A 25,707-nucleotide genomic window follows, 5' to 3' on the forward strand; every position below is an offset into this window, starting at 1 on the left:
ACTTTAGGTTTATATTTCAAGAACTGATTTTAAACATATTGTGAGAATCTCACAATATCCAACAATAGTATAGACAGAAAATAGTCCTAATATCTCAAAGACATCAGGGCTATTTCTTACCAGATATAGTCTACAAATTCGGGATGATCGATAAAAGGATTTCGATTACCCTGAATTTCAAAAATCGTTTGATTCCTTTTTATTTCGAAAGCATCTACAGGATCAAGTTTATGCCATTCTAATAAGGTTGAAAGCCTACCGATATTCGGTTGAGTGTAATCTCCAGAACCTCTTTCGTTTAATTCCAAATCGGGATTATTACCATTCCCTTCGTAACGAACAGCCATATAAAACATCATACGAGCGACATCACCTTTTACAGCATCACGAGGCTCCCATGTACTTGATGTGTAATTACATTCTGTCGCTTCAGTATGTGAAGCACCTCCATTATCAAAATACCTATTCGAACGAGATGTGTTTACTGAACGATCTACAGGACGAAGGTGGTGAATATCAGTAGAAGCAGGTTTCGATGTACTTGGAGAACCTCCAAAGCCACGCGATTTAGCCCAAACGTGCTCACGATTCCAAGAATCATTATCATTCTGTCCATGATCTTTATAGGACTTGGCTTGTGAGCGACCTGAATAAAGTAAAATTACATTATTAGAATTACCTGGATCTTCATCTGTTCTATCTAAAGCATCCCAGACATCAAAACTTGAAGCTGAATATGGTAAAACCTTATTACCATCAATTAACTCGTGTAGTTCTTCTTTCAAATCGTCTGAGTCAATCCCATCAATTAGCTCATAATATGAATTAAAGGCTGATGGACTCTCAATTTCTATGGTTCCTGACTTATTAGGTTTTGGATCAATAGGTACATCGTCACTTGTAGTACATGAGAATACAAATGTTGTAATTAAGAGTAATAAAAGTATTTTGCGCATCTTCATAATCGTATGTAATAAACAGTTAAAAAAACTTTAGCTTTTATTCCTTCCAAACAGCTGTCTTCTTATCTCCAAAAATGTACTTTACTAACTCTGGATGATCGATAAATGGGTTACGATTATTCTGATAGCCATAAACCACATTATTCCTTCTGATTTCATAAGGGTCTACAGGATCTAATTCATTCCACTCCAACAAGTCAGATAGTTTTCCATGATAAGCAGTGTTACCACGACCTCCAGTTTCATTTACTGTAAAGCCATAACGTACAGCCATATAAAAAATAGAACGAGCCACATCACCTTTAGCACTTAAAGGAGGCTCATAGAACGAACTATTCTTTGTTCTTGGACCATTTACATCCGAAAAGTCAAGACTTCCTCTATTGCCATTCTCTCGTGAATCTGAAGCTCTTAAATGATGACAATCGGTTCCAGGACCTGCAGATGTACCAAAATCACCATGTGATTTAGCCCAAGTATGTTCTCTATTCCAACCACCAGAATAAGAGCTCACTCTCTTACTTTTATCAATTCCAACTTCTTTATAAACTAACCAAACTTGAGAGGCATTATCTGGATTCTGATCATCATCTTCACAAATATTATACACTGCACTATATGATAGCTTTTTTGCACCAGATGAAATAATTGACTTAAGCTGAGTTCGTAATTCTGATCCAGACATTGATAATGCTGACTTATAATAGTCCCCTGGAATACGAACAGAGTTCATATGCTGTCCTTCTTCCACACTAAGAACGTAGTCTTTAGGGGTGAAATTAACGATGATTTTACCTGCCCCATCAACTTCAGGATTTAGATAGTTTTCATGATCTGAACCTGGATTATTTCCTCCATTATCGCCACCATTTCCTTCGTCTCCTCCATCTGGCTGTTCTGTATCAACAACTGGGTCATTACCTGAATCACACGAGTAAATAAAAATTGATAGAAAGAATAATAAATAAAGTGCTTTTTTCATATGCTTATAATTCTAAGTTTTTGTTCCCGATTTATCGGGCGAAATCGCCAAATCAGCATTTTCCTGTGTGGAAAACTCTATACATGGCTCGTTTCATTTTGTAAGTATCAGTATCCCACTTTATGGAATGAGTAATTAGTATCCAGAAAAATATCAGGACACTAGAAAATTCATTTAGTAAATTTCAATGGAGATTGAATAGCATACTGAACAGTATGCTATTGGGTATAAAATGGCAGGACAAAAATAGAGAAAATCACCTGATTTTCAAGGAATATACCTCCTAATTGAGCATTAAAAATAGTGAAACAAAAAAAGCACCCCCTTAGGGATGCTCTTTATTATCTTATTCAACAGGAAATATTGATTATTCCATAGTTTCCCATTTCAAATTATCAATGATAACTTGTTTTCCACCTTCAGAAACGTTCTTAAGTTCAATCGTTACTTCACCAGCAACATTGATATCTTCAACAACAAAAGTTTTCTTAGTATCGTCAGTAGCTACTTCAGAAACTCCTTTTGATTCACCGTTTACAAATAATTCAATCTTTCTCTCCTTAGTAGAAGTATATCCTCTATAGAAATCAACAGAGAACTTCTTAATACCTTTAGTCACTTTTACAGACTTGATAGAACTAGTTGCTTTTCCTAACATTAAAGCTTCTCCATCGTGAGTTACATCAGCATAATCAGATGCAGGACGCCCCTGTACGATTGCCCACTTAACACCATCAACAGTATAATCTACATCAGTATATGATCCTGAAGCTAAAGCTAAATCAGTAAAATCCAGAGCATGCTCCCCAGTAGTTACTTCGACAGCAGTCTCTTCACCACCAGTGTTTCCACCGTCATCTTCTCCAATTCCTCTAATACCAATACTCAACCAATAGTCAACATCTTTTACATCCCACTCATTTAAAGCAGTTGTCCAATCTGGATTTCCAGCAGTAATAGCTTCTTTTCTAATTAAAGTATGATTTTCAGTAGCTGCATCAACTCCACCTACTGCCCATTTCTCTCTTACACCTTGAACACCAATAACATCACACAAACTCCACTTTTCATTTACTTTTTTGAAAAGTCCTACAGCATCGTCACCATTAAAGTGAGCAATACTTGGGTAAGAAAGTTTAAGGTTAGCTTTCGCAATAATTGAAGCATCTGCCTCATCAGTTGAAATAACATAGATTGCATCAGCTGCAAGAGTACCTGTTAATTCAATTGCATCTCCCCAATCGTTACCGTTAGATCCTGTACGTACAGTATAGTTAGCTAAGTCGATATCAGCACCAGTTGCATTATAAATCTCTAGATATTTGTTATTAGAACTACCTTCAGCATACTCAGAAAAGAAAACTTTCTCTCCCGTTGTAGGATCTGGCTCTACAGCCTCAGCAAAACGAGCACCTGTTAATTCTAAACCGTCAAAACTTGTTAAAGCAATCTGAAAATCAGAACCATAAGTATTTAAGATACCTGAGATAGAACCGCTACCTTCAGGAACTGCTTCGGCATTAAAGTTTGCATAGTTATTATTACTAATCTGAATTTTCTTTTCATCAGCAGTAATAAATTTAATAGAAGTATAACCACTGTTATCTTTATCGCCTAATAATTTGTCCATATCAGCAGTGATAACCTGAACACCCGAAACCTTAACTAAGGTTCCAACCATTTCTGAACTTAATGTAGAAATGTCATTCACTTCCTTTGGAGTGATAGCTTTATCTAGATCACCAGCAACAATTAAAGATTGCAGATTAATTTCTGGGATACGAGATACTTTATACTTATCATCTGTAGCTTCAAATCCTAAAGTATAGGTATCATAGTATTTTGCAATATAAAACCCTGCAGCGTTTAAGTATATTTCTTGACCTGCAACAAATGTTTCATATAACTTTGCATCTTCTTTTAAACAACTAATTTTTACAGCAACATCGCCATCTTGTACATAGATAGCTTGGTAAAAATTGTTTGATTCTGCTTGATTAGAAACTACAATTCCTTTTAAAACAAAGTCAGCAGGAACTACAACAGCATCACCAGTTGTTAAAGCTCTAAGCTCAGTAATTGTTTTGTTGACTACAGGCAATTCTGGAGTAGGATCAACAGGATCTGGATCAATCGGCGAATCATTATCGCTGCTACAAGAAGTCATAGAAACAGAAAGTCCCATGATCAAAGCAAAAAATAAGTAATGTAATTTTTTCATCTTACGATTCTTTGTTAGTTAATAAATGGTTAGAAAAAAAGCAAGCCATAAGACATGACTTGCTAATATGATTATTCAATTACTTTAATGTCATCTAAACGATAAGTAGTCGTTTCTGTTTTACTACCGGTGTACTTAAATGCAATAGAAATGTGTTTGCCTGCTATAACTGGCAGAGCAAAATCACCTGAATCTATCCATGCATGATCCGTATCAGATTTCTGAGCAATAGTTACATTAAGAGTTTGCCAGGTAGCTGTTTTGTAATTGCTTCCATCAAAATCTGATGAATAAACAATTTCTAAGGGATGATTCCCATCGGCATGTTCCCAATAAGCTTTGGAGGTTTTTAAAGACAGTTGCTTTTGTACAGAAACACTTACAGCTGGAGATATCAACCATGACACAATTTCTTCATCCTTCGATTTATAACCTGAAGCTTGCGTATAAACATCCGTATTGTAAACTTTTGCTATCCAATCTCGGGTCCCTTTTTCTTTAATGTTATGCCAGCCTGAAAGTCCAATAGAGGCATTATCTGCTAAACCAGCAAAATCAACATCGAAATTATCAACTTTAGTAAGAGTCCCTGAATATTCACCGCTATTTTCGCCGCTATTAGTTCCAAATCTGTCTCCAGTTAGATCAACATCTTCCAAACTATTAATAACAAATTGTGGAGCACCATTATGGTAACTCAACACTCCAGTAACACTACCGCTTCCTTCTGGTGTAATTAAATGTGCAAATTTTGAATAATTACTAGTAAATAAAGGTAAGTTGTTACCATTTGCTTCATTTAGTTCGATTGTTGTTTTGAATGGAAAAGAAGCATTGTGTTCTGATCCAATTACACCCCAAGTCTCTCCAGGGTTATTCAATTGAACATTATTGACTGTAACTAAAGTGAACTTATAATTACTGTTACTTTTTAGCTCAGCTATAGTTCTTACAGCTGGAGTTATTTGAACAGGGTATTTATCTTTAAAAATATGGAAGTCTATTGATGGAGATGGTATAGGTGCTAATCTATATTCTTTAAAGTTTTCCTGATCTCTATATTTATAAAAATAGAACGATCCTCCCAACTGAACTTCATTCCCATATTTACCTAGAGTTAAACCTTTACATTTTACAAAGATCTGTTGTCCTTGAGCAAAACTTGTAAATAATGATGATTCACCCACAGAAATATTAATCCCTTGTGAATTTCCTTCTAGGTCGCCCTGAATCACAATATTTTTATAAAAGTTACCCTCTTTATCGTCAGATATCACATAACCTGTGATATAAACATCGTCCTCAACGCTTACAAATTCATCTGCCTTCAAATATTTCCCAGTCGAAGGAATAGTAGTTGTATAGATAGCCTTAAGTTCATCAATTGAGATCAAGTTTGCATCTGCAGGTATCTCAAACGATGGTTCTATTAGTGTTGGTTCTGCATAATCATCTTCAACACAGCTATTAAAAAACAACAAGCCGAAGAGTGCTACGATTATATGTAATGATAATTTTTTCATCTTATTATTATTTTTTTACTTCAAAGAATTAAAATCTGAAACTCATATTCAGGAAGAAATTTCTTCCGTAAGCATAGTACAGTTTAGGGGGGAATTGAGAAATATCATGTCCACTCTCATACTTACTATCAGTCTTAATTCTTGACTGCTCATAACCTCCAGTTATGAAATCAGTATTATTAAGAACATTCGAAACAGATAAATTAATATTGATATAATATTTGTAGTCGATTCTCCACGATTTACCAATATTAAGATCTAAAGTAAATTGATCGTCTAGTTTTGATTGACGAGTTACTTTGTTTAATAGGCCTGTAAATAAATCTGCAGATTCAATATCATCTGAATAATCAGGAACTTCTTTGTAACGATCAAAAGCGGCTTTTGTTCTACGTAAAGGGTTATAGCTTAAATACATTTCACGGTAGTAGTTCGCATTCACACCAACCCACCAATATTTATCGCTAGAATACTTTAAACCTACTGTGTAAGCTTGTTGAGGATAACCCGTTTCTTTAAAATCAGTTACATAAACTGGAACTGCATCTTGTACTGGCTTGTCTTCATTATCAGCAATCATGGTTAGCAATGGACGTGAATCATACTTGTGCTCACCTACTGCAATAGCACCAATTAATGATAATTCATCTAATAGTTTGTAGTCAAAGCCTATTTCAATTCCCATATGGGTTTTATCAACACCTGATTGAATAGAGTTTACAAAAGTTCTTGATTCATCATGATAAAAACCCATGGTTTTAATCTGATCTTGGAACTTTGTGTAATAAGCGTTGGCTTTTAACTTGAAGTTAGGAGAACGATAAGCATAACCTAAATCAACAGTCATAATTTTCTCATCAGTATTCTGTCCTTTATCCTTAAGAGAAGTGTGACGGGTACGAGGTGATAAAAACACATTACGGAATGTAGGAGCCTTAGTCATATAACCCGCATTAGCTGAGAAATAGTTTTTACCATCCATTTTATAGGTAGCTCCTGCTTTTAGACCGTAGTTGAAGTAATTCAACTTCTCGCTTTCACCATAAGAGTTGTCCTTAAACAAACCTTTTCTTACTTTAGAATCTCTCCACATGGTCGTTTGAGTCAATCCCAATGAAGCATAGTAGTCAAATTTGTCGTAAGAGAAATTTGCTTGAGCAAATCCTGAAATTTTATCTACATGAGCTTCATAGTCATGTCCATAAACATCTCCTTCTTTTAGCTTTTGAGCTTCGCCATGTTCTTCAAAATAATCGTAATCATTTTGGACTCTATCAACACGTTCCTGGTTAGTCAAGATCAAAGCAGGGTCTTGTCTTGTCGCAAATTTATCGATGTTCCAAATAAAATCGGCACCCATCAAATCATCGACCAAAGTATAAGTATGTGCTTTGTACGAATTGTAGTTTGCACCACCTACCAATTGAATATTCTTATTCAACTCGTGCTTAATATTAACATCAGCTATGATTTGCTCTACATCTCTTCTTCTATCCTCAAGCATATAACGAGCATGCTTACCATGGTTTTCACCCTCAGTATCAACATAATCAGGATTGTTGTATTGGTTTGCCTTATACATCGCATCCCAATCCAATTGAGAGTTATTTTTGAAATTCTCATTAATCTGAGAATTATTTGCATTAGCTGGATAAATATCAAAATTACGGTAATAATCAGGACGTGGATCAGCAGCATCAATCCAGTTCAAGGAAGTACGACCGCTTTCGCCATTCATATATGCTAAGCTGGTTGTAATCTTGGTTTTTGAGTTCAATTCCCAGTAATGCTTTAATATAGCAACTGGTGTATGAGATTTTTGCATTTTAGCATTTCTCTTTTTGCCATCTTGCCATCCCCAATTAGGGTTATAGTAATTAGAACCTACAATATCGTATGCGGCTTGTATTGATGCACCAGAACCACCTCGTGTACTTGGTGCTCCCATAACAGTTAAACCAATACTGTGCTTTTCGTTAATTTTTTTCAATGCTGACAGGAAGTATCCGTAAGCATCATAAGAAGTTCCTTTAATATATCCTTCGTCTGACCATCTTTTAGAAACAGATCCAGTTAAAGCCCAACCATTTTCCATCATTCCAGTTGAATGTGTGATCATGGTACGGTTACGGTATGAACGATTGGATCTTGAATAAACGATTTTAGTTCCTTTACGGTAAGTATCTGCTCTCGAAATAATGTTTGTATTACCTCCAAAAAGACCAAACCCATTGTTCGTAGGAGCTAATCCATCAGTCACTTCCTGATTACGAGTGACGTCATTCAATCCTCCCCATAAAAACCAGTAGGCTCTTCCGTTCTCCATATTATTCATTTGAATACCATTGAAAAACACACCTGATTCCTCAGATCCATATCCACGACGACGAAAACGAGCCGAACTAAAAGTATAAGCAGCAGCCGAATTGAAAGGATCTTTTGAAGAACTCAAAATACCTGAAACAGCCATATCACCTAGATCTGCATCAATAACATCATCAGTGATAGACATTACATCTAGTTCATCTAGTGATGGTAAAAATTTATTGAATTCTAGAACTAAAGTTCCAACAGAAGTATCTTTGCCATCAACAACATCAATCGTTTCGGTTAAACTGATGAAACCTTCTTGATTTAATTCAATTAGATGTTTACCTGCAGGAATATCAACAATTGAAAATTGACCATCAGCATCTGTATACACCATATTACTTGTACCTAGAACCTGAACTTGAACACGTTCAAGAAATTGTCCATCCTTAGCACTTTTTACTTTTCCACTTACGGAACCTGTTTGGGCCTGCAAGGTAAAAGACATCAGAGCTCCTAGCATTAGGAACAGAAAAACCTTCTTCATAAGAATTATTAAAGTTTGATATAAATAGTCAGTGATAGTAGTCAGTCAATCGTGTTCATGTTTCCCCCGAAACACAATCGATTGCAAATACAATGACAGTTTGAAATTTTACTCTAAAGTAAGATCGTGGAGTTTAGTACCCTTTTGAATAGCGAACTCACATTTAATGTGAAGGTGCATGGATACTGTATACTATACCTTTAATGGTATAGCCCGTTCAGGAATCGAACGGTATAAAATGGTGCTTAGGTGGAGCAAAATTAACATTTTTTTTCATATTGCATAATAGTCTTCGAAAAAATATATCAATCTATAACAGGAAGAATTTCAGCGAAATAATATAGGTGTTCTAAAAAATCGATAGCAAACCCAAAAGAATTAGGCTGTTCTCAAAATTTGTTTTAATTTCGCATCTGAAAACAATCATTTATAGAGAACCATGCATAATATAATTCGATCCCCCCGAATTATTATATTGTTTTCTATACACTCCAATCGAAGAAAATCAAACTCAAATTTTAATATTGAAAATAAGCTCTCATGCTATATCTCTCAATGAGATCAGAGTATAACAAAGCGACTTTCAATAAGGATTACAATAGAAAAAATAAACATATGAAGAATTTTAAATTCAAACAGCTTGGCTTATTAGTTCTTTTAGCAAGTTTCCTTTTAAATGTAAATGGAGTATCTGCTCAGAAAAAAGAAAAAGAGATTTCTTGTATTGGTTTCTACAATCTTGAGAATTTATTCGATACCATTGATGATCCTGAAAAAAGAGACGAGGAATATACGCCTAATGGAAAAAATAAATGGACGGAAAGTAAGTACAATGCTAAGCTCTTTAATATGGCTCATGTCATTTCTTTAATTGGAAAAGAAGGCTGTAAAGATGGGTTTTCCTTACTTGGTGTTTCTGAAATTGAAAACCGTAAAGTTCTAGAAGACTTGGTTGCTGAACCTGCTCTTGTGAGTCGAAATATTCAAATTGTACATTACAGTTCTCCTGACAAGCGTGGTATTGATGTTGGCTTACTATACAATCCAAAGCGTTTTGAATTAATCGAATCTAAAAGCTTCAGATTAAATACACTTAGAAACGATGGTGATACACTTTTTACTAGAGATCAACTGCTAGTCACAGGGCTTCTTGACAATGAAAGAGTTCACATCATTGTAAATCACTGGCCATCGAGAAGTAGTGGTGAAAAATTAAGTCGCCCATCTCGTAATGCAGCAGGTAAACTAAGTCGCTCAATCTGTGATTCACTTAGTCAAGTTGATCCTGAAGCAAAAATTCTTGTAATGGGTGATTTAAATGATGACCCTTTCAATGAATCTGTGAAAAAGTACATGAATACTAAGGCTAAAATTTCTAAAATGGGAAGTGAAAATTTCTACAACCCATGGGAAAATATTCTAGCTAAAGGCTACGGTACACTTGCTTACCGTGATACTTGGAACCTATTCGATCAGATTTTACTCTCTAATCCATTAGTTGACAAAAAAACAAACGGATACAAATTCTTGACATGTAATATATTCAAAAAGAAATTCATGGTGCAGCAAGAAGGACGCTACAAAGGATATCCTAAAAGACGTGAAGGTGGCTATTCTGATCACTTCCCTGTATATGTTTACCTAGTACGTAACAAATAACCTGCAACACAAGTAAAGCTATTAAAACCGCCTCAAAAGGGTGGTTTTTTTGCCTAAAAACGATAAAACAAAAAGGCTACTTCAAATCAGTTTGAAGTAGCCTTTAATGTATGATAAAACGATCTGTTAGATAGTCATGATCTCTTTTTCTTTAACAAAGAACAAGTCATCAATCTTCTTACCAAAAGCATCAGTCAAGTTTTGAACCTCACCTTCAGCATCTTTCTCAGCATCTTCAGATAAACCTTCTTTAATCAATTTCTTAAGCTCAACAATTGTATCGCGACGAGCATTACGAACGCTTACTTTTGCAGTTTCACATTCTGCCTTAGCTTGTTTTGCCAAATTACCACGACGCTCTTCAGTTAGAGCTGGAATATTAATTCGGATAATCTCGCCATTATTATCAGGGTTTAAACCCAGATTCGAGTTCATTATAGCCTTTTCGATAGGTACAATCATAGCTCTTTCCCATGGCTGAACAGCTAGTGTTCTAGGATCTGGGACACTTACATTGGCAACTTGAGTCAATGGAACCATACTTCCATAATAATCAACAGATACACCTGCGATCATATTTACGTTCGCTTTTCCTGCACGAACTTTTAATAATTCTGTTTCAAGATGCACAATTGCTGCATCCATCTTTTCCTTTGCATCCTCTAGATACATTTGAACTTCTTCATTCATAGGAGAAAGAGTTTAAGTATTTTGTTTTTATATAGATTACATTTCTTATGTCAGCCAAGAAAGCCACATACAAAAATAATAAAAAAAACTATATTAGCTTAATTCATATAGCATGAGGTTTATTAACCTACACGTGAACCAAGGTTCCAATATTTTCGCCTTTGATTACTTTCAGTAAGTTACCTTTGGTATCCATATCAAAAACAACAATTGAAAGATTATTTTCTTTACACATTGTTGTTGCTGTTAAGTCCATTACTCGAAGATCTTTATGGTAGATCTCATCAAAGCTAATTTTATCATACTTTGTTGCAGTTGGATCTTTTTCTGGATCAGCTGAATAGACACCATCTACACGTGTTCCTTTCAACATTACATCTGCTTCAATCTCAATACCACGTAATGAAGATCCTGTATCCGTTGTAAAATATGGATTTCCTGTCCCTGCAGAGAAGATTGTCACATAACCTTCAGTAAGGTAGTCAACAGCCTTTTGCTTTGAGTAGAACTCACCTATTGGCTCCATTCTAATTGCAGTAAGTACTCTCGACTTACAGTCAATAGCCTCAAGAGCTGAGTTTAATGCTAGACTATTGATAACAGTTGCCAACATTCCCATTGAATCACCCTTTACACGATCAAAGCCTTTTGAAGCTCCACTTAGTCCACGGAAAATATTTCCTCCGCCAATAACGATACCAACTTGAACCCCTTGATCTACAATTTCTTTAATCTGTTCAGCATAGTCATTCAATCTTTGAGAATCGATACCATATTGTTGCTCTCCCATTAGCGACTCTCCGCTAAGTTTAAGTAGGACACGTTTGTATTGTAACATTGTAATTAGAGTATTTTATTAGATATGAGGTGTTTGAACCGATAAGTATCGGGCTAAACTCAGTTTTTAAAAGCAATTCTCAAGATAAGAATTAAAAACTCAATCTCTATGCATATAAATAAAACTGAAAAATATAAGTCCAAAAAAAAGAGTCCCTAAAAGGAACTCTTTTTATATGTAATAATAATTGTATTAAGCATTCAAAGTGAAACGCATCATAGCAGTTGCAGTTAAATCTTTATCTGCAGACGCTAAGTATTGCTTTACGCTCATCTTATTGTCTTTTACAAAATCTTGGTTTAATAAAGTAGCTTCTTTGAAGAATTTACCTAAACGACCTTGAGCAATTTTGTCAAGCATAGCTTCTGGTTTACCTTCAAGACGGGCTTTTTCTTTACCAATTTCCAATTCTTTTGCAACAACATCTTCTGCAACACCATCTTTATCGACAGCGATTGGTGCCATAGCTGCTGCTTGCATAGCAACATCACGACCCATTTGTACATCAAGTTCCTTGTTGAAACCAATTAGCGTAGCTAATTTGTTACCAGCGTGGATATATGCAACTGCAGCTTCCGCTTCAATTTTACCGAAATAACTTAAATCGATTTTTTCACCGATTATACCAGTTTGTTCAGTAACGTGCTCTTCAATTTTTCTTCCTTCAAGATCTAAAGCTTTCAAAGCTTCAAGATCAGCAGGATTGTTTGCGATAGCTATGTCAAGGATTTTACCTGCAAATGCAACAAAGTTTTCGTTCTTAGCAACGAAATCAGTTTCACAGTTTAGGCTAATCATTGCACCTAGTTTTCCGTTTTCAGAAACTTTTGCTAATACAACACCTTCAGAAGCTTCTCTGTCAGCACGTTTGTTAGCAATAGCCATTCCTTTTTTACGGATTATCTCAACAGCTTTGTCAAAGTCACCTTCGGCTTCAACAAGAGCATTTTTACAATCCATCATTCCTGCGCCCATTGCTTTACGCAATTTGGCTACATCTGCTGCTTTAATAGACATCTTAATAGAAATTTATCAGTTAATAATTACTCTTTCTCACCTTTTGCTTCTTCAGTAGCAGGTGCTTCAGGAGCAACTTCTGCCTTAGGAGCTTCTACCTTAGCTTCAGCCTTTGGAGCCTCAGTTTTAGGAGCTTCTACCTTAGGTGCTGCAGCCTTTGGAGCTTCAGTTTTAGGAGCTTTTTTAGCTTTAGCTGTTTTCTTATCAGCAACTTCTTTCTCTTTTTCGTGCTTTCTTTCTGATAAACCTTCCTGAATTGCTCCAGTTACTTTATCAAGAATGATAGTTACAGAGTTAGAAGCATCGTCATTAGCTGGAATAACAAATTCCACACCTTCTGGGCTTGAATTTGTATCTACCACAGCAAATACAGGAATTCCCAAACGGTTAGCTTCTTTAACAGCGATGTATTCTTTCATTACGTCAACTACAAACAAAGCCGCTGGCAATCTGGTCAGATCAGCAATGCTACCTAAGTTTTTCTCTAACTTAGCTCTCTGACGAGATACTTGTAGTCTTTCTCTTTTAGAAAGGTGGTTCAATGTACCATCAGCTTCCATTTTGTCAATAGTTGACATCTTTTTAACTGCCTTTCTAATAGTAGGGAAGTTAGTCAACATACCACCTGGCCAACGCTCAGTCACAAATGGCATATTTACGTTGCTCACTTTTTCAGCTACAATACTTTTTGCTTGCTTCTTAGTTGCAACGAATAAGATTTTTCTACCCGATTTTGCAATTTGTTTCAATGCTGAAGAAGCATCGTCAAGTTTAACGGCAGTTTTATGTAGATCGATAACGTGAATACCATTACGCTCCATAAAAATATAAGGAGCCATTTTTGGATTCCATTTTCTAGTCAAGTGACCAAAGTGGCAACCTGCTTCTAATAATTCTTCAAATGTAGTACTAGACATTTTGTTTTCTTTAAAGTTGTTTACATTCATCTTAATGGCAATTGCTAGGTAGTTCTATAATTTAAATCTGATAGAAGTCTCAACAATTTTGATACTAAACCTGCCACAAAAATATTAACGCTTACTAAATTGAAATTTCTTACGAGCTTTTGGTTGACCTGGTTTCTTACGTTCAACCTCACGAGGGTCACGTGTCATGAATCCAGCTGTTCTCAAAGCTGCTTTAGCTTCAGCGTCGATTTTAACTAGAGCTCTAGCGATAGCCAAACGAAGTGCGCCTGCCTGACCTGTAACTCCGCCTCCATCAAGGTTAACCTTGATATCATACTTATCAGCAACCTCTAAAAGGTTAAGTGGTTGTAATACAACATACTGAAGAGTCCCGGTAGTAAAGTACTCTTTAAGCTCTTTTTTATTGATGGTAATCTGACCTTTACCTTCGCTAACATAGATACGAGCAACTGCCGATTTTCTACGTCCAATAGCATTAATAACTTCCATACCTATTATTTAATAGTGTTTAAATCCAATTTCTTAGGCTGCTGAGCTGCATGCTTGTGCTCTGTACCTGCATATACGTTAAGGTTTCTGAAAAGTTGACTACCTAAACGATTTTTAGGAAGCATACCTTTAATAGCCATCTCAAGAACTCTCTCAGGGTGCTTTTCAAGAACGATCGCTGGGTTTGCAAAACGCTGTCCCCCTGGGTATCCAGTGTAACGTACGTACTGCTTATCATTCATCTTCTTACCTGTCAAACGGATTTTCTCAGCATTTAGAATAATCACGTTATCTCCACAATCAACATGAGGAGTGTAACTTGGCTTTAATTTACCTCTTAGTATCAATGCTACTTTTGAAGCAAGACGTCCCAATACTTCGTTCTCTGCATCAATAACAAACCACTCTTTTACAACGGTTGCTTTATTGGCAGAAACTGTTTTGTAACTTAATGTATCCACTTTATAAAATTTTAATAATTAATATTTCAAATACAATTATTCAATTTGAACTGCAAAAGTATCTGTTTCCAGTACATACACCAATTCTTTTAACGACTTGTTTATGAACAACTTAAACCCTGTGTGGATAATCGGGGCAATATTGGATTTTTAAGTTATTCTAACAAATCAAATTCGTGTACCTTATATAAATTGATTCAATTACTTGCTAAGGGTAGTAAAATCAATCTATTAAGATGAAAAAACAGGACTTTTAATAGCCATATCGCATAAATGCTCTGCAAAAGTATAAAATTTATTTGGGATAGAAACTTTATTTTTCTAATTATTTTATCCTGACAGAGTTGAGGAATTAAAACACAGCGTAAATAAGGACGTTTAGAAGAATATTCAATATCAAGCTAGCCTGCAAAAAACGACGTTAATTATTTCCAGTCAAGCTTTTTCAGGAAAAACTCACCATTAATCTTTACAAATAAAGAGGCTGCATATGAAAAATCATGATTTAAATTCAGATCAAGATAAGCATCCATCTGTCCTCCCAAAATGATTCCTTTTGCTATGGATTTTTGAATATGATACTTAGCCGTAAGTATCTCACGACGTTTCTGTATGTAGTTATTATCGATAACCGACAAAGACTGGAACAAAGCGGAACCTCTTGATGAGTTAAATTTGTTTCCAAACCAATATCCCAGCTTAAGATTAGAATGTTTTGTCTCTGCTCCAATTCGAAAATGAAATGCTTCCCCTTTACTATAAACAAATTCTTTGATCGAAGAATTATCTGTGAAAAGAAAAACTAAGGCATCAAAATCAATTTTTCGGATTAAAGTATTTTCAAAAGTCTTATTGTAATTCAAACCTGTGCCGAAATGGGCAATAGTTTGCTTGAACGAATCTGAAGAATCAATTTCCCCTCCTCTATGGGTAAATAGAATTTGTAGAGGAATAGATAAAGTTTGACTTGATTCATTTCTATTTAATCGAAGAGTTGCAGTCGTTCCAAAGGTGAAAACCTCTTGAAAAGGATCATTTCGAAAAATAAACTGCTCCCAATTTATCCATGTATCAAAATTTAAACGCCTTGATTTAAACAAAGCTTGAAACCCATTCTCTGCTCCATCTGTAAAGAATCTTTCAGGTTCAAAAAGAGCTTCGTGTAAATGATGATTATCATCCTGATTTAGAGTACCGAGTATAAATGACAGTTTATTATTCGCATGATAGTAAATTGAGAAAACAGGTTCAGATAAGGGGAAGTCGGCAATCCCGGAATATTTATGTAGACGAATACCACCCTCGATTCTAAAATCTGATGTTGGATAGTACACTATTTTGGGCGTAGCAACATATCCAATGTAAGTTACCCCTTCCGCAAACTCACCATTGTACTCGTTATTCTTTGCAAAATTTAAATTTTCAAACCTAAAAAAAAGTTTCTCCTTAGCATCAGTTTTAAAATTCCCATAATGACAATAGAAAGGATTGCCCTGCTGAGCCTGTAATGTGAGATTCAATGAACCTATTAAAAACAATATGGTATAAAAGAATCTCTTTTTAAGCATAATATTAACAGGTTTGGTTCTAACAATATAAAAAAGATCGCCACACTTATTAGAATTTTTATCCTTCCGTTAATAAATGAGAATTCCTTATTTTGCAGGAAGCTGCAATAGGGTTAAAACTCAAGAAAATAATCCCATAGTCTATAGGTATGAATACTCTCAAGCTGTGATTTATATGCAATAAGAATATATAATTTAATGAAATTATATATTACATACAAAAAAATCCCTACTCAATGAGCAGGGATTCAACAGTAACTGTTAATAATATTTTATTGAGCCAAAGCATTCGCCCCAGATACAATTTCAAGAATTTCGTTTGTAATAGCAGCTTGACGAGCCTGATTGTAATGCAACTTCATCTCTTGAATTAAATCAGTAGCATTATCAGTTGCCTTATGCATCGATGTCATTCTGGCTCCATGCTCTGAAGCAATAGAATCAAGAATCGCACCAAAAAATTGAGTTTTCAACGATTTAGGTATCAGTTCACCAACAATGGCTTCTTTACCTGGCTCAAAAATATAGTCCGCTTGAGTCGTTGAGTCATCATCTACTTCAGTAACAATTGGTAAAAACTGTTCATTCGTTAAGATCTGAACACCAGCATTTTTAAATCGGTTATAAACCAACTCAACCTTATCGTAATCTCCCGCAACATATTCTTCCATTATAGAACTAGCAATTGCAGATGTATTTTCGAAATTCATATCATCAAAAAGCTCGTTGTGGTGACCAATTACTTTTTGAACTTTAGATATATCTTTAAAACCCTGCTTGCCAATAGCAAGAATTTCTAAATTCCCTTCTGCCTTTTGCTTAGAATATGCAGTTTTTGCAAGTTCATTAACGCGCTTAAGAACATTTGAATTAAAAGCACCACATAATCCTTTATTTGAAGTTATGGCAACTAATAAAACCTTATTAGCCTTACGTTCTTCACCATAAACATTCTCCTCAGAATCACTCAAGCTACCTGACAGATTACCAAGAATCTCTTGCAACTTATCGGCATAAGGACGAATTTTCACAATCGCATCTTGAGCTTTCTTAAGCTTGGCTGCCGATACCATTTTCATAGCAGCAGTAACCTGTTTAGTCTTCTCAACAGATGATATTCGTGTACGTATTTCCTTTAAATTGGCCATTCTACAATCAAATTAAATGGCTTTTGTATATACCATTGGCCTCCTAATGAAACCAATGGCTAAATACTAAAGCTAGTTTTTATATTTCTCTGATACTTCAGCAGCCACTTGACGCATTGTATCTTGTGCTTGGTCTGTATATTTTCCAGTTGCCAACTCGTTTAACACTTCTTTGTGCTTCAACTCCATCAAATCCAAGAAATCTTTCTCGAATTCCTTCGTTTTATTAACTGGAACATGACGTAATAAACCTTGACTACCACAGAACAAAATTGCAACCTGTCTTTCAACTGAATAGGGTGAATATTGGCCTTGCTTAAGAATCTCAACATTCTTAGCACCTTTATTCAAGACAGATAAAGTAGCAGCATCCATATCAGAACCAAACTTAGAGAAAGCCTCTAGTTCACGATATTGTGCCTGGTCAAGTTTCAATGTACCAGCAACTTTCTTCATTGCTTTAATTTGAGCATTACCACCAACTCGAGATACCGAAATACCTACGTTAATTGCTGGGCGAATACCTGCATTAAACAAATCTGACTCAAGGAAGATCTGACCATCTGTAATCGAAATTACATTGGTAGGAATATAAGCCGATACATCACCCGCCTGAGTTTCAATAATAGGAAGAGCTGTTAATGAGCCTCCACCTTTAATAATTGATTCTCCATTCTCATCCTTAGCGTTTTTCAAACTATCAGGTAGATCATTCATCTGACGAGCAATATCATCAGAATTAATGATTTTTGCAGCACGCTCTAATAGTCTTGAGTGAAGGTAAAATACATCACCTGGATATGCTTCACGCCCTGGTGGACGACGAAGTAGTAGTGAAACCTCACGGTATGAAACCGCTTGTTTCGATAAATCATCATATATAATCAATGCTGGACGTCCTGTATCACGGAAAAACTCTCCGATAGATGCTCCAGCGAATGGTGCGTAAAATTGAAGGGCAGCAGGATCAGAAGCCGTAGCCATAACAATAACCGTATAAGCCATTGCACCATGATCCTCAAGCGTCTTAGCAATATTTGCTACTGTAGAACCTTTTTGTCCAATTGCAACATAGATACAAAAAACAGGCTCTCCTTTGTCATAGAATTCTTTCTGATTGATGATGGTATCGATCGCAATGGCAGTTTTACCTGTCTGACGGTCACCAATAATCAATTCACGTTGTCCTCGACCAATAGGAATCATAGCATCAACCGATTTCAAACCTGTTTGAAGAGGCTCATTTACAGGCTGACGATACAATACTCCAGGAGCTTTACGTTCCAAAGGCATTTCATAAGTTACACCTTGTATTGGACCTTTACCGTCTATAGGTTCGCCTAGTGTATTGATCACACGTCCTAACATACCTTCACCAACATTGATGGAAGCAATTCGTTTAGTACGTTTCACTGTATCACCTTCTTTAATCCCTTGAGTGTCGCCAAGCAGTACCGCTCCAACATTATCCTCTTCAAGATTTAGAACAATGCCTAAGACACCATTCTGAAATTCGATAAGTTCGTTTGATCCAACATGTGACAAACCGTAAATACGGGCAATTCCATCACCCACTTGTAGTACGGTTCCAACTTCTTCAAGTTGTGCTTCGGTTTTTAGACCTTCTAATTGTTGTTTTAGAATTTCCGAAACTTCAGCAGGTTTAATACTAGCCATATTTTTTTGCTTTTGTTACGATTCAATACTTTCATGAAATTCAAGATCTACATTCGTTGTAGAATAAGGGTTATAATACCCTATCCCGAACTTCAATTTTATTATTTTAAAAAAAACGAAACCCTTTAGAGCTAAGTTTATTGTATTAATGTTCTCTTTATTTGATTCAACTGTGAAGACACACTTGCGTCTAATTCTTGATCATCGACACGAAGAACAAAACCTCCAATGATATCCTTATCTAGAACTTCTTCTAACTCAATTTTCGAATTAAAAGCTTTCTTAAGCATTTCACTTAGGTTCGCTTTATCGTCCCCATCAATTAAACCTGCAGTTGTTAATTTCGCAGACACAATCCCTTTATCTTTTCGGCATAAATCCAAAAAGTTACGAACCATATCTTTGATAAAAATTTCACGATGGTTTTGAAAAACCATATCCATAAAATTCAGACTTATTGCATCCAGCTTATCAGCTAAAACCAATTTCACAGCCTTTCTTTTCTGAGACGTCTTAACCACTGGGCTTTCAACCATCAACCAAAAATCCTTCACTGTATTGCAAAGCTCATCAACAAGCTTCATATCAGCCACAATTGTGTCTAATACGTTCTTTTCTTTTCCTAAAAGGAAAAGTGCTTTTGCATATCGAACCGAGATTTTACTTTCGTTCATATCTTCTTATTAAATGCAATCCACGAATGGATAGACGTTCGACTTTCAGTGAATTAATTGATATTGACTTCTTTCATCAACTCTTGGAAATAATCCTTTTGTTGCTGATCGTCTGCGAACTGGCGGCGTAAAACCTTCTCGGCTATCTCTACTGAAAGAGTAGCTACCTGAGCTTTAATTTCACTTAAAGCTGCTACTTTATCGCTTTCAATAGCCTGTCGAGCTGATGCAACTACCTTTTCAGCTTCTTCAGTTGCCTTAGTCTTGGCTTCGCGCACAATTTGCTCACCCAATTCCTTAGCTTCTTTAAGCATACCCTCTCTTTCACGTCTGGCTTCCTTCAAAATCTTTTGATTATCAGCCTGCAATTTAGCCATCTCTTCTTTTGCACTTTCAGCAGAAAGAAGCGCCTCCTTAATAGAATCATTACGCTCTTCAATTGCATCAACAATTGAAGGCCAAGCATATTTCTTCAAAAGAAAAAACACACTTGCGAAAGCAATAAACATCCATATGAAAGTTCCCAATTCGGGAGTAACTAAGCCCATATTATTCTATATTAATAATTACAACTTGTAATTAATGATTTAAAATTGAAATGTTGGTACCCACAATTTGTCGCCGACAACCTCATTGGCAAATTGTGGGATAATACTATTAAAGTACGATAGCCAACAAACAAATGATAATTGCAAAGAAAGCAGCACCTTCAATAAGGGCAGCAGCAACAATCATGTTTGAACGAATATCTCCAGCAGCTTCTGGTTGACGGGCGATACTCTCAAGAGCAGATCCACCAATCTTACCAATACCGATTCCAGCAGCAATAGCAGCTAAACCAGCGCCAATAGCAGCACCAAACTTTGCAAGACCTGCACTAGCAGCAGCTTGAAGAATAATTGATAATGTAATCATGATAATTTAGTTTAAAATGTAAAAACTATAATGTCTCCCTAAGGAGTTTGATTCAAATAATATGTCCTAAGACAATTTTAATGCTCCTCTTCAACTGCCATTCCAAAATATAAAGCAGATAATAGAGTAAACACATAAGCCTGAATTAAAGCAACAAGCAATTCAAGTACATCCATGAAAATAACAAAGAAGACTGAAACAACTGAAGTTCCCATTCCAAGTGCTGGACTCATTTCTCCGAAAATGAAAATCAAAGAAATAAAAGCCAATACAATCATATGACCAGCCGTGATGTTTGCAAAAAGTCGAACCATTAGTACAAATGGTTTTGTAAACACACCCATCAGCTCAACCAAAGGCATCAAAGGAATTGGGTATTTTAACCACCAAGGCACACCAGGTGTATTAAAAATATGTTTCCAGTAATTTTTATTTCCATTTACAGTCGTGATAATAAATGTAAACAGAGCCAATACCATCGTAATGGTAATATTACCTGTAACATTAGCACCACCAGGAATAAATGGAACAAGTCCCATTAGGTTGTTCAACCAAATAAAGAAAAAGATGGTCAACAAGAATGGAACGAATTTTTTATATTTCTTTTCGCCAATAGCCGGTTTAGCAATTTCATCAACTACAAAAACAATGATTGGCTCTAGATAGGCTTGAAGACCTTTCGGCTCCTGTCCTTTCCTTTTAGTATACGTTTTAGCAACTGATAGGAAGACCCATAGAAGAATAATCATCGATATTAACATCGACACAACATTCTTTGTCATCGAAATATCGAAAGGACGTACTTGTTGCCCATTTACCATTTCGACAACCTTACCTCTATATTTTCCTTCTTTAGCCAATTCAAATTCTTTATAAGATGAATGACCATGATGAAACTTGCTCGACATGAAAATATGAAAGCCAGAATGCTGAGAATAGACTATAACAGGTAGAGGTGCTGTAAAATGAAAATCACCATATGAAAAGACATGCCAATCGTAAGCATCGGCAATATGATCCATTATAAAGTTACCAGGTTCAAATTTCTTCTTTTCGTGGCTCTCTTGATGAGTCTCGTTTTGATGCTCATCACTAACTGAAGCAAAAGCCGGAGTTAGACAAGTAAAAAAGAATGCGATAAGTAAAAGTCGATGAATGTGCTTCATTCCATTCGGAAATATCAGATTAATAAAACGGTATTACACTTGCTAATGACACAAGTTTAAACCAGAAACAACTTAAAATCAGCTCAGAACAAATCATGACTAAAAGCTCATGATTATCTCTCCCAAAGGGCCCCTTTATTTAAGCCCTCCAAATTTAATAAAAAAAAGACATAAGATACCAATTTGTCTTTATTTATCTCACTTTGATTTCAGACTCCTCACTAAAGACGTGACTTCGAATACGGTAAAGAAAATGTAACAAGTCGCGAAATATAATACAAAACTTAAAGCCTCTGGCTTATTCAAAAGAACAAATGCAACTATAATCGTCAGATTAAGGAATAGCTTGATGGAAAACCAAGCCATAAAACTTGTATTGAATGCCATCGGACTCTTATCTTTTGATTTTAATAAGGCTGAATATTGAATCAGGCTAAAAACAAAAAAGTACAGTATAATAAATGGAAAGATTGGATTAAACCATGGATTAAACAAGTCATAAAACAAGCCGATAGTTAGAACTAAAAGAAATAAAGATAAAAGCCCCAATTGGGAAATATGTTTTTTCATGTGTTATAATATGTTTTTAAAGATCACATGGAAGTCGCCTTAATACCCTACTATGTAAGTCTATTTTAATGCTCTTTTCATGAATTTTAAATTTTAAAAATGTCGTTTAAGTGTTTTCCCTAAAAAACTCCATGAAAATACAGAAAGTCTTTAGATATCAGCTATCCTTTTTCAAAAAATCCTTCAAGGCTATATACAAAGAAAGTATCACCCCCAGAAAAGCACCAAAAACTGTAAAGCCCGGGAAATCATTTTCCAAGTATTTATCAGCTTGCATACCTGCGAACAATACTAACAGTATTATAGCAATCATTTGAAATGCTAAGCCAGAATACTTAGCAGCCTCTCTTAATTGTCTTTTTTTCTTTTCGGGGTCTAACTTATTTGATTGCTTTTTTTTCATCCTTTACAGCAGCTTCATTTCCCATTTTACATGTTCCTGTAAACTTAGCACCTGGCTCAACAGAGATTTTAGTCGTATTAATATTCCCTAAGATTAGAGCTGATGCTTTAAGACTAATAAGCTCACTAACGTGAACATTACCTTCAATACGGCCAGATACATCAATTGTCTGGCAAGTTATATCACCTTCAACTTTTCCAGTAGGTCCAACAACAACCTTACCTTTAACAATGATTTTCCCTTTTACGAATCCATCGATTCGAATATCTCTTGCTGCCTCGATATCTCCTGTAATAGAAGTTCCATCACAAACTAAGTTAACTGCTGTTGTTTGTACTTCGTTATTTCTGCTCATTTTAGTATTGCTTTTAAACATTTTAGTAATCAATTATTGAATCCAACTTCATAAACCTCCAAATAAACGAAGTTCTACTAGGTAAGAATCTAATCCTATAAAAATAGAGGACTTGTCTATACCGATCGTTTATTAATCAAAATATCGTCTCTAATTATCTAGTCCCACAAATATAAAAAAAGCATGCAGACCTACATCTTTTTTTAACTTTTTTAATTTTCACTCAGCCCTTTGCACAATTCAATATCGTACCTCACAAGTAGATGACTTTATTTTAACGAACTAAATGGCACTTTATTGGATGTAAATAAAAAAAAGATGTTCTTGAAATAAGAACATCTTTAACTCGTAATATAAAAAGAAACATAAGGGTGACACCTCTATAAATCACTTAGCATTTCAGCAATTTCATTTTCAAAATCTTTAGGAGCAATATTAGGTTCTATACGCTTAACCAGTTTTCCACTTCTATCAATAATAAACTTCGTAAAATTCCACTTAACGCCATTACCTTCATAAATTTCAGGAAATTTCTCACTCAAGAACGATTTGAATTTCTGCCCAGAAGCCGAATCATCAAATCCCTTAAATGGCTTATTAGAAGTCAACATCTTATACAATGGGTGTGCATTTTCACCTCTAACTTCAACTTTTTCAAACATAGGAAAGCTAACACCATAGTTCTTCTGACAAAATTCAGCAATATCAGAAGAACTACCTGGCTCCTGTCCTAAAAACTGATTGCAAGGCATACCTAAAATAACCAAACCTTGATCTTTATACTTCTTATACATTGCTTCTAAACCTTCGTATTGAGGTGTTAAACCACATTTACTAGCTGTGTTTACCACAATCACAACTTTCCCTTTATAAGAACTCATTGGGACTTCTTCACCAGATAAAGATTTAAGCTTGTAATCGAAGAATTTATCTTGTGCTTGTAATGGCAGCGTAAATAAAACGGCCAAAATTATTGTGCAAATACTTAGTACTTTCATTTTATCTATTTTTTAAAATTCAAAATGCAAGTTATTCAATAATTACGAAATAAAAGACACTTATGTCTTAAAAATCCAAACACCTGACTCACAAGCCATATGCACAACTCAAAAAACCTCTAAACAGCAGGATTTTAAGTAGGTTTGAACATTAATAAAAAAAGATATCTTTGTATTGTATTAGAAATGAGTTTGAATAAAAATCAAGACACATTGTTATGGATAGAGAAGCATTAATAGACAAATATAACGTTCCGGTTCCCAGATACACAAGTTATCCTACTGTTCCCTTTTGGGGAGATGATAAACCTGATGTTGATAAATGGTTTAAGCTAGTGAAGCGATGCTTTAATGAGTCTAATCAAACAAAAGGAATCAGTATTTATATTCACCTCCCATATTGTGAGCGTTTGTGTACGTATTGTGCCTGCACAAAAGTCATCACACGCGACCATAAGGTTGAAGATTCATACATAGATGCTCTCCTTCAAGAATGGAACATCTATCTGGATCAATTTGACGAAAAACCTATTCTTAGAGAACTCCACTTAGGTGGTGGAACGCCAACCTTTTTTAATCCCGAAAACTTAAAACGATTGATCGATGGAATCAAGCTCCATGCCGATTTACATCCAGAGTACGAATTCAGTTTCGAAGGTCATCCAAACAACACAACTCGTGAACACATGCAAGCTCTTTATGAGGTTGGTTTTAGAAGAGTCAGTTTTGGTGTTCAGGATTTCGATACTGAAGTTCAACGAGTTATCAGTCGCATTCAATCATACGAAACGGTGAAAGAAGTAACAGAAATTGCCAGAGAAATTGGCTACCATTCTGTGAACTACGATTTGATTTATGGTTTACCTAAACAAGAAATCAGTTCAGTTAGAGATACTTTTGAAAAAGTTGCTGAGCTTAAGCCGGATAGAATTGCCTATTATTCATATGCTCATGTACCTTGGAAGAGTAAAGGGCAACGCCTGTTTACCGAAGAAGATATTCCAGATAGCTCTGGAAAAAGAGCCTTGTACGAATTAGGAAAAGAGAAGCTGGCTGAACTTGGTTACGATGACGTGGGAATGGATCATTTCTCTTTGCCTCATGATAATTTGTATCAAGCCAAAATTGAAAAGCGATTACACAGGAACTTCATGGGGTACAATACATCTCATACTGAGCTATTAATCGGCTTAGGCGCTTCATCTATTTCTGATGCGAAATATGCTTACGCTCAAAATCCTAAAGAAATACACTTATATAAAGCTGCTTCTGAAAAAGGAGAACTTGAATTGGTTAAGGCTTGCTATCTTACGGATGAAGATTTACATGTTAAAAAAGCTATTTTAGATATTTCTTGTAGAAGAGAACTTATTTTTTCTGATGACTTAAAACCATATATGCCTGAAACTATTGAGAAAGAGCTCCAAGTTATGGCAGAAGAAGGCATCTTAAGTTTTGATTCTGAAAAGCTTGAGGTATCTGATTTAGGGATGACTTTCTTAAGAAATATCTGTAAGTTATTTGATAACAGATTAAGAAACGCCAAATCTGGTGCAGGCAATATGTTTTCAAAAGCAATCTAATTTTGTAGATTTACATAGCAAT

At 35.4% G+C, this 25,707-nt stretch carries 23 protein-coding genes; 2 read left to right on the plus strand and 21 right to left on the minus strand.

Going from position 1 to position 25,707, the window contains the following annotated elements; genetic code table 11:
- Nucleotides 1-116: 116 nt before the first annotated feature.
- The 5 genes from ACXR6G_RS04745 to ACXR6G_RS04765 all read right to left on the minus strand — a co-directional run bounded on the left by ACXR6G_RS04745 (nucleotide 117) and on the right by ACXR6G_RS04765 (nucleotide 8,545).
- Nucleotides 117-956, minus strand: coding sequence for an endonuclease I family protein (locus ACXR6G_RS04745; protein WP_458360252.1), 840 nt, complete (start codon nucleotides 954-956; stop codon nucleotides 117-119).
- A 43-nt stretch (nucleotides 957-999) separates the two neighbouring features.
- Nucleotides 1,000-1,944 (minus strand): endonuclease I family protein, encoded by a 945-nt coding sequence (locus tag ACXR6G_RS04750; RefSeq protein WP_458360253.1) that lies wholly within the window; start codon nucleotides 1,942-1,944, stop codon nucleotides 1,000-1,002.
- Nucleotides 1,945-2,311: 367 nt separating this feature from the next.
- A complete protein-coding gene (locus tag ACXR6G_RS04755) occupies nucleotides 2,312-4,165 on the minus strand; it encodes a DUF5689 domain-containing protein (RefSeq protein ID WP_458360254.1) in 1,854 nt (617 codons plus the stop codon).
- Between the two features lie 71 nt (nucleotides 4,166-4,236).
- On the minus strand, nucleotides 4,237-5,688 hold the full coding sequence (locus tag ACXR6G_RS04760) for a DUF5689 domain-containing protein (protein WP_458360255.1): 1,452 nt from the start codon (nucleotides 5,686-5,688) through the stop codon (nucleotides 4,237-4,239).
- A gap of 28 nt (nucleotides 5,689-5,716) precedes the next feature.
- Nucleotides 5,717-8,545: a carboxypeptidase regulatory-like domain-containing protein gene (locus ACXR6G_RS04765; RefSeq protein ID WP_458360256.1), complete on the minus strand. Its 2,829-nt coding sequence runs from the start codon at nucleotides 8,543-8,545 to the stop codon at nucleotides 5,717-5,719.
- A gap of 615 nt (nucleotides 8,546-9,160) precedes the next feature.
- Here ACXR6G_RS04765 and ACXR6G_RS04770 point away from each other — a divergent pair.
- Nucleotides 9,161-10,204 carry an endonuclease/exonuclease/phosphatase family protein gene (locus ACXR6G_RS04770; protein ID WP_458360257.1) on the plus strand — a complete coding sequence of 348 codons (1,044 nt, stop codon included), beginning with the start codon at nucleotides 9,161-9,163 and terminating at the stop codon, nucleotides 10,202-10,204.
- A gap of 126 nt (nucleotides 10,205-10,330) precedes the next feature.
- Here the strand turns inward: ACXR6G_RS04770 and frr are convergent, their stop codons facing one another.
- From frr to ACXR6G_RS04850, 16 genes are all read right to left on the minus strand, one after another.
- Nucleotides 10,331-10,894 (minus strand): ribosome recycling factor, encoded by a 564-nt coding sequence (gene frr / locus ACXR6G_RS04775; RefSeq protein WP_458360258.1) that lies wholly within the window; start codon nucleotides 10,892-10,894, stop codon nucleotides 10,331-10,333.
- Nucleotides 10,895-11,021: 127 nt separating this feature from the next.
- A complete protein-coding gene (gene pyrH, locus ACXR6G_RS04780) occupies nucleotides 11,022-11,732 on the minus strand; it encodes a UMP kinase (RefSeq protein WP_458360259.1) in 711 nt (236 codons plus the stop codon).
- Nucleotides 11,733-11,924: 192 nt separating this feature from the next.
- Complete coding sequence (gene tsf, locus ACXR6G_RS04785; RefSeq protein WP_458360260.1) at nucleotides 11,925-12,749, minus strand: translation elongation factor Ts; 825 nt, start codon at nucleotides 12,747-12,749, stop codon at nucleotides 11,925-11,927.
- A 26-nt stretch (nucleotides 12,750-12,775) separates the two neighbouring features.
- Nucleotides 12,776-13,666 carry a 30S ribosomal protein S2 gene (rpsB, locus tag ACXR6G_RS04790; RefSeq protein ID WP_458360261.1) on the minus strand — a complete coding sequence of 297 codons (891 nt, stop codon included), beginning with the start codon at nucleotides 13,664-13,666 and terminating at the stop codon, nucleotides 12,776-12,778.
- A 114-nt stretch (nucleotides 13,667-13,780) separates the two neighbouring features.
- On the minus strand, nucleotides 13,781-14,167 hold the full coding sequence (rpsI, locus tag ACXR6G_RS04795) for a 30S ribosomal protein S9 (RefSeq protein WP_458360262.1): 387 nt from the start codon (nucleotides 14,165-14,167) through the stop codon (nucleotides 13,781-13,783).
- A 5-nt stretch (nucleotides 14,168-14,172) separates the two neighbouring features.
- Complete coding sequence (rplM, locus tag ACXR6G_RS04800; protein WP_458360263.1) at nucleotides 14,173-14,628, minus strand: 50S ribosomal protein L13; 456 nt, start codon at nucleotides 14,626-14,628, stop codon at nucleotides 14,173-14,175.
- Between the two features lie 425 nt (nucleotides 14,629-15,053).
- Complete coding sequence (locus tag ACXR6G_RS04805) at nucleotides 15,054-16,196, minus strand: hypothetical protein (RefSeq protein ID WP_458360264.1); 1,143 nt, start codon at nucleotides 16,194-16,196, stop codon at nucleotides 15,054-15,056.
- A 272-nt stretch (nucleotides 16,197-16,468) separates the two neighbouring features.
- A complete protein-coding gene (gene atpG / locus ACXR6G_RS04810; RefSeq protein WP_458360265.1) occupies nucleotides 16,469-17,344 on the minus strand; it encodes an ATP synthase F1 subunit gamma in 876 nt (291 codons plus the stop codon).
- Between the two features lie 72 nt (nucleotides 17,345-17,416).
- Nucleotides 17,417-19,021, minus strand: coding sequence for a F0F1 ATP synthase subunit alpha (gene atpA / locus ACXR6G_RS04815; RefSeq protein ID WP_458360266.1), 1,605 nt, complete (start codon nucleotides 19,019-19,021; stop codon nucleotides 17,417-17,419).
- Between the two features lie 137 nt (nucleotides 19,022-19,158).
- Nucleotides 19,159-19,695, minus strand: coding sequence for an ATP synthase F1 subunit delta (atpH, locus tag ACXR6G_RS04820; RefSeq protein WP_458360267.1), 537 nt, complete (start codon nucleotides 19,693-19,695; stop codon nucleotides 19,159-19,161).
- A 53-nt stretch (nucleotides 19,696-19,748) separates the two neighbouring features.
- A complete protein-coding gene (gene atpF / locus ACXR6G_RS04825; protein ID WP_458360268.1) occupies nucleotides 19,749-20,243 on the minus strand; it encodes a F0F1 ATP synthase subunit B in 495 nt (164 codons plus the stop codon).
- A gap of 109 nt (nucleotides 20,244-20,352) precedes the next feature.
- On the minus strand, nucleotides 20,353-20,610 hold the full coding sequence (gene atpE / locus ACXR6G_RS04830; RefSeq protein ID WP_458360269.1) for an ATP synthase F0 subunit C: 258 nt from the start codon (nucleotides 20,608-20,610) through the stop codon (nucleotides 20,353-20,355).
- A 77-nt stretch (nucleotides 20,611-20,687) separates the two neighbouring features.
- Nucleotides 20,688-21,776, minus strand: a complete 1,089-nt coding sequence (gene atpB / locus ACXR6G_RS04835; RefSeq protein ID WP_458360270.1) for a F0F1 ATP synthase subunit A — start codon at nucleotides 21,774-21,776, stop codon at nucleotides 20,688-20,690.
- Nucleotides 21,777-22,503: 727 nt separating this feature from the next.
- Complete coding sequence (locus tag ACXR6G_RS04840) at nucleotides 22,504-22,749, minus strand: AtpZ/AtpI family protein (RefSeq protein WP_458360271.1); 246 nt, start codon at nucleotides 22,747-22,749, stop codon at nucleotides 22,504-22,506.
- On the minus strand, nucleotides 22,727-23,104 hold the full coding sequence (locus tag ACXR6G_RS04845) for a bactofilin family protein (RefSeq protein ID WP_458360272.1): 378 nt from the start codon (nucleotides 23,102-23,104) through the stop codon (nucleotides 22,727-22,729). The genes ACXR6G_RS04840 and ACXR6G_RS04845 overlap by 23 nt, the downstream gene beginning before the upstream one ends.
- A 380-nt stretch (nucleotides 23,105-23,484) precedes the next feature.
- Nucleotides 23,485-24,102, minus strand: coding sequence for a glutathione peroxidase (locus tag ACXR6G_RS04850; protein ID WP_458360273.1), 618 nt, complete (start codon nucleotides 24,100-24,102; stop codon nucleotides 23,485-23,487).
- Between the two features lie 218 nt (nucleotides 24,103-24,320).
- Here ACXR6G_RS04850 and hemN point away from each other — a divergent pair, with 218 nt between their 5' ends.
- The gene (gene hemN, locus ACXR6G_RS04855) at nucleotides 24,321-25,685 is read left to right on the plus strand and encodes an oxygen-independent coproporphyrinogen III oxidase (RefSeq protein WP_458360274.1); all 1,365 of its coding nucleotides are present in this window, start codon (nucleotides 24,321-24,323) and stop codon (nucleotides 25,683-25,685) included.
- Nucleotides 25,686-25,707 lie beyond the last annotated feature (22 nt).

This window comes from Ancylomarina sp. YFZ004 (assembly GCF_054254355.1).